10 protein-coding genes are annotated in these 12,911 nt (G+C 72.2%); 4 read left to right on the top strand and 6 right to left on the bottom strand.

The window, feature by feature from the left end; genetic code table 11:
- The first annotated feature begins 53 nt into the window (after positions 1–53).
- A complete protein-coding gene (locus ACBJ32_RS33115; RefSeq protein ID WP_375130088.1) occupies positions 54–1,841 on the top strand; it encodes an AMP-dependent synthetase/ligase in 1,788 nt (595 codons plus the stop codon).
- A 2-nt stretch (positions 1,842–1,843) separates the two neighbouring features.
- A complete protein-coding gene (locus ACBJ32_RS33110) occupies positions 1,844–2,986 on the top strand; it encodes an acyl-CoA dehydrogenase family protein (RefSeq protein ID WP_375130087.1) in 1,143 nt (380 codons plus the stop codon).
- Between the two features lie 32 nt (positions 2,987–3,018).
- On the opposite strand, the gene ACBJ32_RS33105 is transcribed toward ACBJ32_RS33110, so the two are convergent.
- Genes ACBJ32_RS33105 through ACBJ32_RS33090 form a run of 4 tightly spaced genes read right to left on the bottom strand, consistent with a single transcriptional unit; the run spans position 3,019 to position 8,260 of the window.
- Positions 3,019–3,489 carry a (2Fe-2S)-binding protein gene (locus ACBJ32_RS33105; protein ID WP_375130086.1) on the bottom strand — a complete coding sequence of 157 codons (471 nt, stop codon included), beginning with the start codon at positions 3,487–3,489 and terminating at the stop codon, positions 3,019–3,021.
- The gene (locus ACBJ32_RS33100) at positions 3,482–5,794 is read right to left on the bottom strand and encodes a molybdopterin cofactor-binding domain-containing protein (RefSeq protein WP_375130085.1); all 2,313 of its coding nucleotides are present in this window, start codon (positions 5,792–5,794) and stop codon (positions 3,482–3,484) included. Before ACBJ32_RS33100 ends, ACBJ32_RS33105 begins: the two co-directional genes overlap by 8 nt.
- On the bottom strand, positions 5,791–6,999 hold the full coding sequence (locus tag ACBJ32_RS33095; RefSeq protein ID WP_357884716.1) for an oxygenase MpaB family protein: 1,209 nt from the start codon (positions 6,997–6,999) through the stop codon (positions 5,791–5,793). The genes ACBJ32_RS33100 and ACBJ32_RS33095 overlap by 4 nt, the downstream gene beginning before the upstream one ends.
- Positions 7,000–7,045: 46 nt before the next feature.
- Positions 7,046–8,260: an oxygenase MpaB family protein gene (locus tag ACBJ32_RS33090; protein WP_357884718.1), complete on the bottom strand. Its 1,215-nt coding sequence runs from the start codon at positions 8,258–8,260 to the stop codon at positions 7,046–7,048.
- Between the two features lie 180 nt (positions 8,261–8,440).
- Between ACBJ32_RS33090 and ACBJ32_RS33085 the strand changes: the two genes are divergently transcribed.
- Entirely contained in the window at positions 8,441–9,088 is a 648-nt protein-coding gene (locus ACBJ32_RS33085; RefSeq protein WP_357884821.1) for a TetR/AcrR family transcriptional regulator, read from the top strand.
- 40 nt (positions 9,089–9,128) lie between these two features.
- A complete protein-coding gene (locus tag ACBJ32_RS33080) occupies positions 9,129–10,397 on the top strand; it encodes an MFS transporter (protein ID WP_375130084.1) in 1,269 nt (422 codons plus the stop codon).
- Positions 10,398–10,403: 6 nt separating this feature from the next.
- On the opposite strand, the gene ACBJ32_RS33075 is transcribed toward ACBJ32_RS33080, so the two are convergent.
- Both ACBJ32_RS33075 and ACBJ32_RS33070 read right to left on the bottom strand, forming a co-directional pair.
- Positions 10,404–11,471: a Zn-dependent alcohol dehydrogenase gene (locus ACBJ32_RS33075; RefSeq protein ID WP_375130083.1), complete on the bottom strand. Its 1,068-nt coding sequence runs from the start codon at positions 11,469–11,471 to the stop codon at positions 10,404–10,406.
- Between the two features lie 18 nt (positions 11,472–11,489).
- Positions 11,490–12,911, bottom strand: a complete 1,422-nt coding sequence (locus tag ACBJ32_RS33070) for an aldehyde dehydrogenase family protein (protein ID WP_375130082.1) — start codon at positions 12,909–12,911, stop codon at positions 11,490–11,492.

Below are 12,911 nucleotides of genomic sequence, written 5' to 3'. Positions count from 1 at the left end.
CGATGTTCGGGTTCTGATGGATGCGCTCAGTGCCCAGGCGAAGGGAGCGTTCGATGGTGACGGAGGGGGACGTGCGCGCGGCGGTCGGGGCGCGCACGGTGCCGGAGCTGCTGCGGCGCAACGCCGACGAGCACGGCGGGCTGCCCGCGCTGACCGGGGCCGACGGGAGCACCTGGACCTGGCGGGAGCTGTACGAGCGGGTGCAGGCCGCGGCAAACGGGCTGCGGGCGCTGGGGCTGCGGCGCGGCGAGCGCATGCTCATCGGCATGTCGAGCCGCCCGGAGCACTGGGTCGTCGACCTGGCCGCGGTCGAGCTGGGCGCGATCCCGTGCACGACGTACGCGACGCTGAGCCCGGAGCAGATCCGGCAGGTCGCCGTGCACAGCGGGGCCGGCGTGGTCGTGCTGGAGGGCCCGGCCGAGCTGGCGCGCTGGGAGCTCGCGCTGGCCGGGATGCCCGCGTTGAAGGGCGTCGTGGTGGTGGAGGAGGCGGGCGGCGCCCGCACGAGCTACGCCGATCTGCTGGCGACCGGGCCCGGCGAGCCCGCCGGCACGGCGGCCGGCCAGGACGACCCCGTGGCGATGATCTACACCTCGGGCACGACAGGCGACCCGAAGGGGGTGGTGCTGTCCCATCGCAACGTGCTCTACCAGTGCGCGCTCCAGGAGCTGGTCCAGCCGGCGCCCCCGCACCCCAGGACGGTCGCGTACCTGCCGCTCGCCCACATCGCCGAGCGGGTGCTCGGCATCTACCTGCCGCTCTACACCGCGGGGCACGTGACGATCTGCGCCGACTCCACCCGGCTGCTCGCCACGCTGACCGGGGTGCGGCCGCAGGCGTTCTTCGGCGTGCCGCGCGTGTGGGAGAAGTTCGCGGCCGGGTTACAGCAGGCGCTGTCCGGCCTGGACGGCGACGCCCGCGACGCGGTCGGCCGGGCGAGGGAGCTGGCCGCCGAGGCGTACCGGATCCGCGCCACCGGCTCTCCCCTGCCCGGCGAGCTCGCCGGGGCGCTGGAACGCGCCGACCGGGCGGTGCTGCGCCCGCTGCGGGAGCGGATCGGGCTGGCCGAGGCGGCCCGGCTGGGCAGCGGCGCCGCACCCGTCCCCGCCGAGGTGCTGGAGTTCTTCGGCAGCCTCGGCATGACGATCATGGAGGTGTGGGGGCTCAGCGAGACCACGGGCGCGGCCACCAGCACGTTCCCTGACCGCTACCGGGCCGGCACGGTCGGCCTGCCCATGCCGGGGATGGAGATCCGGCTGGCCGAGGACGGCGAGGTCCTGGTGCGCGGGCCGCTGGTCTTCCCCGGTTACCTCCGGCAGGACGGGCGGATCGAGCCGGTGGTGGACGCGGACGGCTGGCTGGCGACCGGCGACATCGGCCGGTTCGACGAGGACGGGCTGCTGCGGATCGTCGACCGCAAGAAGGAAATGATCATCACCTCGAGCGGCAAGAACATCGCGCCGAGCGCGGTCGAGTCGCTGCTGCGGGCGCACCCGCTGATCGGCTACGCGGTCGTGGTGGGCGATCGCCGGCCGTACCTGACGGCGTTGCTGATGCTGGACGAGGAGGCCGCGCCCGCCTGGGCCGCCGCCCGGGGCCTGGCCGCCGTGGAGCTGAAGGAGCTGGCGGCGGAGCCGCGCGTGCTGGAGGAGATGACGGCCGCCGTCGAGCGGGCGAACGCGGCGTTGTCGCGGCCCGAGCAGGTGAAGGCGTTCCGCGTCCTCGACCACGCGTGGAGCCCGGCGGGCGGGGAGCTCACCCCTTCGCTGAAGCTGCGGCGGCGCGTGATCGAGCGGCGCTACGCCGAGGTGATCGAGGAACTCTACGCGGAAGGTTCGTGACCTTGACCCTGCCCCTGACCGATGAGCGGCGTGACTTCGTGGCCGCGATCGAGGACTTCTGCCGGCGCGAGGCGGGCACCCGCGAGCAGTGGCTGAAGCTGACCGACGGCGGCGCGGAGCCGCACAACCCCGAGCTGTACGGGAGGATGGCCGGGCTCGGCTGGCTGGGCGTGGCCGTGCCCGAGCAGTACGGCGGCGCCGGCCAGAGCATGGTCGACCTGCTGCTGTTCCTGGAGACGACCGCCTACTGGCAGGTGCCGATCGGCGGGTTCGCCACGTCCGCCATCACCGCCGCCTCCTACGAGAAGTTCGGCAGCGAGGAGCAGAAACGCCGCGTGCTCGGCGACTTCCTGCGCGGCAAGGTGCTGGCGGTGTCGATGTCGGAGCCCGGCGCCGGCTCCGACGTGGCCGCGCTGGCGTGCAGGGCCGAGCCCCGGGACGGCGGCTGGGTGATCAACGGCCAGAAGACGTGGTGCTCCAACGCGCACCTCGCCGAGCACATCCTGCTCGTCGCGCGCACGTCCACGTCCGGCGACCGGCACGACGGGCTCACCATGTTCTCGGTGCCGGCCGGGGCCGGCGGGCTCGTGGTGCGCGGCATCGAGACGATGGGCGGCCGGGAGGTCAACGACCTCTACCTCACCGACTGCTTCCTGCCGGGCGACGCGGTGGTCGGCCAGGTCGGCCAGGCCTGGCGGCAGCTCATGGCGGGCCTGAACCTGGAGCGGATGATCCTGGCCGGGCTGATGCTGGGCACCGCGCGCCGGGTGTTCGACGACACGGTGGCCTACGTACGCGAGCGCCGGCAGTTCGGCCGCCCGGTCGGCAGCTTCCAGGCGCTGCGGCACCGGCTCGCCGACCACGCCACCGAGCTGGAGTGCACCCGGCTGCTGGTGCACGACGTGGCGCGGCGGATCGAGGCCGAACCGGAGCGGATGTTGCCGCGCGAGGCGTCGATGGCCAAGCTGAAGGCCACGGAACTGGCCAAGGCCCTGGCGCTGGACGGCATGCAGATGATGGGCGGCTACGGCTACGCCACCGAGTACGGCATGGAGCGCCTGCTGCGCTCCACGGTGGTGTCCACCGTGTACGGCGGCACCAGCGAGATCCAGCGCGACATCATCGGCAAGTCCTACGGGCTCTGAGGCGGTGCCCCCGGAGCCGGGGGCACCGCCTTTCACATGTTCCGCGCGCCGGCCCTGATGGCTTCGCGGATGCGGAAGTAGGTGCCGCAGCGGCAGATGTTGCGGATGCCGTCGAGGTCGTCGTCGGTGATCGCCCGGCCTTCGGCGGCGACCCGCTCGACCAGCGCCACGGCGGCCATGATCTGGCCGGGCTGGCAGTAGCCGCACTGGGCGACGTCGTGGTCGAGCCAGGCCTGCTGCATGGGGTGCAGGTCCTCGCCTGTGGCGAGCCCTTCGATGGTGGTGACCTCGTCGGTGGGCCGCAGCTCCCCGACGGGGATCGCGCAGGGGTTGACCGCCTTGCCGTTGAGGTGGCTGGTGCACGCCTTGCAGACGTTGATGCCGCAGCCGTACTTCGGGCCGGTGATGCCGAGGAGGTCGCGCAGCACCCACAGCAGGCGCACGTCGTCGGCGACGTTCACGGTGACCTGCTCGCCGTTGACGCGGAAGGTGTGCTCAGGCACTCGGCCCTCCTCGGTTCAGGCCGTCGGCCGGGGACGGCGGGATGGGCGGGACGGTGGGCTTGGGGGTGAAGGAGAGCGTGCCGTGGTTGATCGGGAAGCTGGTGGGCATCGTCCCGGTCGCCCGGCCGTACGCGCAGGCGACCGCCGCCATCGACGCGGCGACGCCCAGCTCTCCGGCGCCCCCTGGCTGGTCGGAGGTGCTGGGCATGACGATGATCCGCAGCTCCGGCGGGGTGTTCCACTGCCGGGTGTAGAAGTAGTTGTCCCAGCTCGCCTCGAGGAAGTATCCGTCGCGCAGGTGCAGGCTGGAGGTCAGGGCCAGCGCGATGCCGTCCATGATGCCGCCCATCATCTGCGCCTCCAGGCCGCGCGGGTTGACGGCCAGGCCGGCGTCCACCGCGAAGACGGCCTTGGTCACGCGCGGCCCGCCCACGCCGTCGCGGATGGGGCGGTCGACGGTCTCGGGCCGGCAGTCGATCTCCACCAGGCAGGCGCTGACCGACTTGTACTCGGCGTGGAACGCGATGCCCTGCGCGGTGCCGGGCGGCATCGGCCGCCCCCAGCCGCCGGCCTCGGCCACCTTCGCCAGCACCGCCCGGGACCGGTCGTCGCCCAGGAAGTCGTGCCGGAACCGGTAGGCGTCCCGGCCCATCCTCGCGGCGAGCTGGTCGACGATGAGCTCGCGGGCGCAGGTCACGTCGGGCGAGTAGACGTTGCGCATGCTGCCGGTGTTGAAGCTCTTGTCCGTCTCGGCGAGCAGCCGGCTGCTGAGGCCGAAGTCGTAGGACATGGCCTGGCTGAGGTGGAAGAACGTCTGTGAGAAGCCGATGTCGCCCACCGGGAGCCGCGCCGCCAGCGCGGTGAAGATCTCGCCGAGCCCGTGGCCGAGGTCGGTGGAGACGCTGGTGTGCCGCTGCTTGTAGCTGAGCACGCGGTCACCGAGGTAGGAGACGCGGACCCGCGAGATGGCCATGGGGTGGACGCGGCCCTGGCGGGAGTCGTCGGCGCGGTGCCACATGAGCTTGACGGGCTTGCCGATCTTCTGGGACACCTCGGCGGCCTCCAGCGCGGCGTCGAAGAACAGCTTGCGCCCGAACGAGCCGCCGCCCTCGGTGACGTGCACGGTGACCTTGCCGACCGGCAGGCCGAGCTTGGCGGCGATGGCCTGCTGGGCGACGATCGGCGACTTCAGCGCCGACCAGATCTCGGCGCTGCCGGCCCGCACGTCGGCGATCGCGCAGTTGGGCTCCAGGGCGCTGTTGCTGCGGAAGTAGAACGTGAACGCGCCTTCGACGACCGGGGTCGGCGGCCTGAGCCCGAGCGGCAGCTCGGCGGCGTGCAGCTCCCGCAGCACGCTCTCGTCGGACTTGCCCGCCGCGGTGCCGGGTCTCCAGGAGACCCGCAGGGCGCGTACGGCGTCGATGCACTGGCCGAAGGTCCGCGCGTGCACCGCCACCCCGGTGGAGATCACCACGGCGTCGGTGACGCCCGGCATGGCCCGTACCTCGGCGAGGTTGGCCACCGAGCCGACCTTGCCGTTGATGGTCGGCGGGCGGCACACCAGCGTCGGCATGGCGTCCGGGATGTCGAGGTCCATCGTGAACTTCTTGCGCCCGGTCACCGCGTCCCGGGCGTCGACGCGGTTGTGCGGCCGGCCGATGACGGTGAGGCTCTCGCGCGGCGCGAGCCGCACCGACACCTGCTGGGTGCGGGCGCTCGCCGCCTTCCCGGCGAGCGCGCCGATGTCGATGCCGCTGCCGGAGCGATCGCTGATCACCCCGGCCTTCAGCGTCAGGCCGCCGACCGGCGCGCCGAGCTCGGCCGCCGCGGCCGACAGCAGCCGGGCGCGGGCGACGGCGGCGGCCACCCGGATCGGGACGTACGTCGAGACGGTGGTGTTCGACCCGCCGGTGAGCTGGTTGAACAGCAGCTCCGGCCGGGCGTCGGCCAGCGTCACGCGGACCCGCTCCAGCGGCACGGCCAGCTCCTCGGCGATCAGCATGGCCGTCGAGGTGGTGATGCCCTGTCCCACCTCGGCCCGCGGCAGCGCGAACGACACCGTGCCGTCGGGGTGCACCTCGACCGAGATCAGGGCGGAGGTCGGCAGCGCCGCCGCCGTCATGACGTCGTTGAGGTCGAGCAGTTCCGTCAGCTCCGCCGGCGCCGGCGCCTGGGCGGCGGCGCCGGGCGGCGCCGCCGGCACGAGCTCGGCGGCGGCCACCAGGGTCGGCGCCGCCACCACGTAGCCGAGGAACCGCCGCCGCCCGATCGCCTCTTCCGGCGCGCCGCCGTTGGATCCGGTCATGAGCCCGGACGGTTGGCCGTCGGGATCTCGATCTTGGTCTCCTTGCCCTTGGTGAGGAAGAACAGGATGTACCGCCGCACGGCCTCGTCGATGACCCAGGCGGTCTCGGGGACCAGCGGCAGCGGGATGAGCCCTTCGCGGAACCTGACCAGCTTGGGCCAGACGGCCCTGATGAGCGGGTCCCACACCGGTTCGCGGCGGATGCCGTCCCAGTCGGCCACCTGGTCGCCGACCAGGTAGCGGGCCAGGGCGTTGCAGAGGGGACGGCTGACGCTCAGCGGGCTGGTCTGCTCGGCGAGCTGGCTCAGCAGGATGTCGGTCAGCTCCACGCCCTCGGGCGTCGGGCCCATGTTGCGGGGCAGGATCTGGTCCGACTGGGCGTTGGCCGCGTCCCAGGTGGCGGGGATGTACTCCTCCTTGATGCCGAGCAGGTGCGCGGTCACCTGCCAGACGTGCAGGTACGCCGCCGACTCGGCGGCCTTGATCGGGACCTGCCATTCGAGCAGCTTGCGCATGGCGAAGGTCGGCAGCGTGTGCCAGGTGACGAGCATGTCCTCCTGGCTGATCGGGATGTCACCGCCCCAGTGGGGCGACTGCTGCAGCAGGTGCCGTACGGCGGCGTGCACCAGCCGGGTCTTGACGCACTCGACGACGCAGGTGCCGTCGGGCCGGTAGGCGTTCAGGGCCCCGACGGCGAACCCGAAGATGCTGGTCTTGGCGACACGGTCCTCCATGTCCGCGCCGCCCTTGGAGTAGTAGACCGCGCGGGCCTCGTTGGGGATCGCGGTGGCCAGCATGCCGCCGCCCACGCCGTTGCACAGGTTGAGGTACAGCCCCCTGGACTTGTTGAACTGGGCGGCCAGCTCCAGCTTGGCCTGCTCGGCCCACGACGGCAGCCTGCGGGCGCGTTCCATGAAGTCCCGCAGGTCCGCCGGCAGTCCGTCGGGTAACGGCTGGTCGTTGCGGGTCCAGTTCCACAGCAGGCGGTTGACCTCGGGGATGGCGCCGCGATCGAGCAGCGAGGCGAGGAGCGCGTCGGCCTCCTCGTCCCAGACCCACCGCGGGTCGGCGCCGGCGCCGGCGCCCGCGATCGAGCCCTGGGGTGACCACGTCCACGCATACGCGGGGGACGCCATCGCCAGCGCTCCCAGCGCCCCGAGGGCGCCCCCCGAGACCAGCATCCTGCGCCTGCTCAGCTCCGCCATGAACGACCGTTCCTTTCTGTCTGTTCTGTCTGTCGGGGCGCCCCGCTCAGGACGGGCGATTGCTCTCCGGGATCTCGATGCTGATCGGCCGCGCCTCCGACAGGAAGAGCAGGGCCGCCTTGCGCAGGAACTCGTCGAAGAGCCAGTACGCCTCCGGTGCCAGCGGAAGGGGAAGCAGCCCCTCGCGGACCGCGATGAAGGGCTTCCAGGAGAGCCTGAGCAGCGGGTCCCAGACCGGCTCCCTGGGGATCTTCAGCCAGCCGGCGATCTCGTCGCCGAGCATGAAGCGGGTGAAGGAGCCGAGTATCGGCTTGCTGAGGATGCCCGCGTCGACGGAGGAGCCGAGGTTGAGCAGGATGTCGGCCAGCTTGACGCCCTCGGGCGTGGGGGCCAGCACCGGGGTCAGGACCTGCTCGGCCTGGCTGTTGGCCTCCGCCCACGACGCGGGGATGTACTCGTCCTTGATGCCGAGCATGTGCGCGCCCACCTGCCAGGAGTGCAGGAACGCCGCGGACTCGGCGCTGGGGATGGGCACCTTCCAGGCGACCATCTTCTGCATGACGGTCGTGGGCAGGCTGTGCCAGGTGACCATCATGTCCCGCTGGCTGATCGGGATCTCCTCCTCGGCGACCTCCGACCAGTACGGCGACTGCGGCAGCAGGTGCCGTACCGCCGCGTGCACCAGCCGGGTCTTGACGCAGGTCACGATCATCTCGCCGTCGGGCCGGTAGGCGTTGGGCGAGCCGATGTCGTAGCCGAGTTTGGCGGTCTTGGAGATGCGGTCCTTCATGTCCGCGCCGCCCTGGGAGTAGTAGACGGCGCGGGCCTCCTTGGGGATGACCGTGCTCATCATGCCGCTGGCCAGCCCGTACAGGACGCCGAGGTAGAGCCCGCGCTTCTTGTTGAACTCGACCGCGAGCGCCAGCTTGCCCTGGTCGGCCCACGTCGGGAGCTGCCGGGCCCGCTCCATGAAGTCCCGCAGGTCCGCCGGCAGCCCGTCGGGTAACGGCTGGCCGTTCTTGGTCCAGGTGCGCAGCAGCTCGTTGACGCGGGGCACGTCGCCCCGGTCGAGCAGCGAGGCCACCAGCGGGTCGGCCTCCTCGTCCCACACCCAGCGCGGGTCGAGGCCGGCCCCGGTGCCCGCGACCGAGCCCTGGGGCGACCATGTCCACGCGTGTGCGGGGGTCGCGATGCTCAGCGCGCCGAGCGCGCCCAGCGCACCTCCCGCCTTCAACATGTTGCGCCTGCTGAGTTCGCCCATGCTTCGCTCCTCCTTCGCCGAGGCCGGGAACGTGCGCTGATACGATGAAACGCCTTGCGCTTCTGCGTATCATGACAGCACAACGTGACGGCCATCACAAGACGCGACAACGGCCGTTAGGCGATTGAGGCACAATGACATTCACAGGAGGTGATCGTGGAAGCTGCGCTGTCCGCACTCATGGCACCGCCGAACTCGCAGTCGCTGCTGGAGCGCGCGTACCTTGACGCCGTCGAACGCGTCGACGACACGGACGAGGTCCGCTCGCGCATTCTCGGCGCGGCGTACGAGCAGTTCTGCCGCATGGGCATCCGGCGCTCGACCATGGAGGACGTGGCCAAGCGGGCGAAGGTTTCGCGGATCACCGTCTACCGGCGCTTCGCCACCAAGGACGTGCTGGTCGAGCACGTGGTGCGCCGGGAGTTCCGCCGGTATTTCGATCAGTTCCTCGTCGACATCGAGCAGGCGGGCACCGCCGCCGACCGGGTGGTCCTGGGCTTCGTGAGCTCGCTGCGCGCGATCCGGTCCAACCCGCTGATCGGCGGCCTGATCGCCGCCGAGCCGGACCTGCTCGTCCCCTCCATGATCAATGACGGCGGCCAGACGCTCGCTACCGTGCGCCGGTTCGTCGCGGGCCAGCTCCGCCGCGAGCAACGCGCCGGCCACGTGCCGGGTGACCTGGACACCGACCTGGTGGCCGAGCTGATGGTGCGCGTGTCCGCCTCGTTCCTGGCGATCCCCAGCGAGGTCGTCGATCTCGACGACGACGCGCAACTGGCCGCGGTGGCCAGGCGGTTCCTGGTGCCCATGCTGCGGGCGACCGGATAACGGACTGCGGCGGCGGCGAGAAGCAGGCACGATCTAGGGCATGACGGATACTGAGAAGACCACCGCCGTTCCCTGGCGGCGCAACGTCGCCCTGTTCCTGACCGGCCAGACCGTGTCCCTGTTCGGCTCGATGGTCGTGCAGTACGCGGTGATGTGGTGGGTGACACTGGAGACCCGGTCGGGGCTGGCGGTGGCACTCTACGCCGTGGCCGCGTTCCTGCCGCAGGGCCTGGTGTCGCTCTTCGGCGGTGTGCTGGCCGACCGGATGAACCGCAGGGTGCTGGTGATGATCGCCGACGCGGGCATCGCGGCCGCGACGCTGGCGCTGGCGATGCTGATGGCCAACGGCGTGACCGACCTGTGGATCATCCTGCTGGCGGTGGCGGTCCGATCGATCGGAGCCGGGGTGCAGACTCCGGCCGTGCAGGCGATGATCCCGCAGATCGTGCCGGCCGAGCACCTCATGCGCGTCAACGGGATCTTCCAGACCATCAGCTCGGCGATGGCGCTGCTCGCCCCCGCCGCCGCCGGCGCCATCTTCACGGCGTTCGGCATCGTCCCGGTCTTCTTCCTGGACGTGGTCACGGCGGTCGCCGGGATCGGCCTGCTCGCCCTGGTCGCGGTGCCGACGCTGGAACGGGCCGCCGGGCCGGGCACCTCCTACGGGCAGGACCTGGTCGAGGGGATGCGCTACATCCGCACGCAACCGGTCGTGCGCTGGCTGCTCATCGTGTACACGATCATCTTCCTGCTCACCGTGGCGCCCTCGTTCGTCACGCCGCTGATGGTCGCGCGCAGCTTCGGCAGCGAGGAGTGGATGCTGGCGGTGCTGGAGGTTGCCTTCAGCCTCGGCATGCTGCTCGGCGGGGTGCTGATGTCCACGGTGCTGGCGCGCCGCGGCCGGGTGGGGCTGATCCTGATCGCCGTCTACGGCTTCGGGGCCGTGACCGTGGGGCTGGGGCTGAGCACGAACCTGTGGGTGTTCTACGGCTTCATGTTCGTGCTCGGGCTGCTGGTGCCGCCGTTCTCGACCCCGTTCATGACGCTGATCCAGGAGAGCGTCGAGCCGACCATGCACGGGCGCGTGTTCAGCTACGTCAGCATCGTGATGGCGCTGGCCACGCCGGTCGGCATGGTCGTCTTCGGCCCGCTGGCCGACGTGGTCAGCGTGGAGGCGCTGCTGATCGCCGCCGGCCTGGCCACGATCGTGGTGATGGCCATCTCGACCCGCCTGCCGTCGGGCCGCGCCACCGTCGCCGCCTCCCGCGCCCCGGACCTGGAGCCCCGTGGCGCGGGCACGAGCTCATGACCACGGTCAGAACATGATCAGGGACCTGATCACGTCGCCCGACCCCATGGCCGCGAAGGCCTCGCTTACGCCGTCCAGGGTGATGCGCCGGCTGATCAGGCCCTCCAGGTCGAGCCGCCCGGCCCGCCACAGCCGCAGCAGCCGGCCGAAGTCGGTGCGGACGTCGCCCGAGCCGTACAGGCAGCCGACCAGCCGCCGCTCCGTGGCGAACAGCTCGGCCGCGGTGAAGGAGACCAGGTCGTCGCGGCTGCCGGCGCCCACCACGACGGTGGTGCCGCCGCGCCGGGTGGCCTGCCATGCCTGCCTGATCGTGGCCGAGCGGCCCACGACCTCGAAGGCGTAGTCGAAGCCGAGCCCGTCGGTCAGCTCCTTGACCGCCTCGCCCAGCTCGTCGGGCGTGGCCACGTGGGTGGCGCCGAACGCCCTGGCCGCCTCCAGCTTCTCCGGCACCCGGTCCACGGCCAGGACGGGGGCGGCGGCGGCCAGCTTGGCGCCCTGGATCACGTTGATCCCGACGCCGCCGCAGCCGATCACCAGGACCGACGAGCCGGGACGCACCCGCGCGGTGTTGACCACGGCGCCGACACCCGTCAGCACCGCGCAGCCGACCACGGCGGCCACGTCGAACGGCACGTCGTCCGGGATCGGGACGACAGCGCGCGCGTCGACCACGGTCTCCTCGGCGAAGCAGCCCACGCCCAGCCCGGCGTGCGCGGGCTCGCCCTCGAACGTCACGGTGGACGACGGCGGGCGGACGCTGACGCACAGGTTCGGCTGGCCGCCCAGGCACAGCAGGCAGCTCCCGCAGGGCGGGATCCAGGACAGGATCACGTGCGTGCCGACCGGCGGGCCGCTCACGCCGGGGCCGAGCTCGACCACCTCCCCGGCCCCCTCGTGCCCGGGCACCAGCGGCAGCCGGGCGGGCAGGCGGCCCTCGCACATCGACAGGTCGGAGTGGCAGACGCCGGCGGCGCGCAGCCGCACCCGTACCTCTCCCGGCCCCGGCGGCCGCACGCTCAGCTCGCCGGTGACCTCGACGGGCTTGCCCGTCTCACGCAGGATGACGCCTCGCATGTGTGCTCTCTCCCGGGCTCAGAGCTGGACGGACGTGGTGGTGAGGAACTCCTCCAGGCCGAAGCGGCCGTACTCGCGGCCGTATCCGGACTGCTTGTACCCGCCGAACGGGGCCAGGCCGTTGTGGGCGCCGTCGTTGATCCGGATCTGCCCGGCGCGCAGCCGCCTGGCCACCCTGAGGGCGCGGTCCTGGTCCGCGGCGCGGACGCCGGCCGCCAGCCCGTACGGGGTGCCGTTGGCGATGCGGACCGCCTCGTCCTCCCCGTCGTAGGGGAGGATGACCAGGACAGGACCGAAGATCTCCTCCTGGGCGATCCGCGACTCGGGCGCCACGCCGGTGATGACGGTGGGCCGCACGTAGTAGCCGCGTTCCAGCCCGTCGGGCGCGTCGGGGCCGCCGGTGAGGATCGTCGCGCCGTCCTCGGCCGCCGAGCGCAGGTGCTCGCGTACGCGCTCCCGCTGCACGGCCGAGACCAGCGGGCCGAGCCGGGTGGCCGGGTCGCGCGGGTCGCCCGGCGTGTACGTGACCGCCTCCGCGGCCGCGATGCGTTCGGCGTCCTGGAGGCGCTCGCGCGGCACCAGCAGCCTGGTCAGGGCCGAGCAGGTCTGGCCGGAGTTGAGGTAGCAGGCCGCCACGCCCTTGCGCACGGCGTCCTCGAACGCGGCGTCGCCGAGGTCGTCGAGCAGCACGTTCGCGGACTTGCCGCCCAGCTCCAGCGCGGTGCGCTTGACCCCGGCGGCGGCCAGCTCGGCCACCCGCCGCCCGGCGCGGGTGGAGCCGGTGAACGACACCATGTCCACCAGCGGGTGCGCGGCCAGCGCCTCCCCCGCCTCCGGCCCCGTGCCCGACACCACGTTGAACACCCCGGCCGGGATCCCGACCTCGTGCATCACCTCCGCCAGCACGAACGCGTCGAGCGGCGTCACCTCGCTGGGCTTGAGCACCACCGTGCAGCCGGCGGTCAGCGCGGGGGCGACCTTCGCCGCAATCTGGTGCAGCGGGTAGTTCCACGGGGTGATCGCGCCGACGACTCCGATCGGGTCCCGGTGGACGACGGAGGAGCCCATCGGCTCCTCGAACGCGACGGCCGCCGCGACCTCGGGCATCGACAGGAACGTCCGGATCGGCGAGCCGACCTGGATGGCCCGGGTCAGCTTGAGCGGCATGCCGAGCTCGTTGACGATCGTCTCGGTCAGCTCGTCGGCCCGCTCCCCGAGGGCCGCCGCCACGGCGGCGCAGAGCCCGGCGCGCTCGGTGACGGGCCTGGCCGACCAGGCGGGCAGCGCGGCGGCGGCCGCCTCGACGGCGCGCGCCACGTCCTTGGGGCCGCTGCGCGGCACCTCGTCGAAGGCCTCCTCGGTGGCGGGGTTCACCACCTGTATCGCGGCGCCGCCGCTCGCCGGCACCCACTCACCATCGACATAGATCCGCTGTGGCAT

The organism is Nonomuraea sp. GTA35, from assembly GCF_041950525.1.
GTDB lineage: Bacteria > Actinomycetota > Actinomycetes > Streptosporangiales > Streptosporangiaceae > Nonomuraea.
Note: the sequence above shows the minus strand (reverse complement) of the source record. Positions and strands in the feature narration are given on the sequence as shown.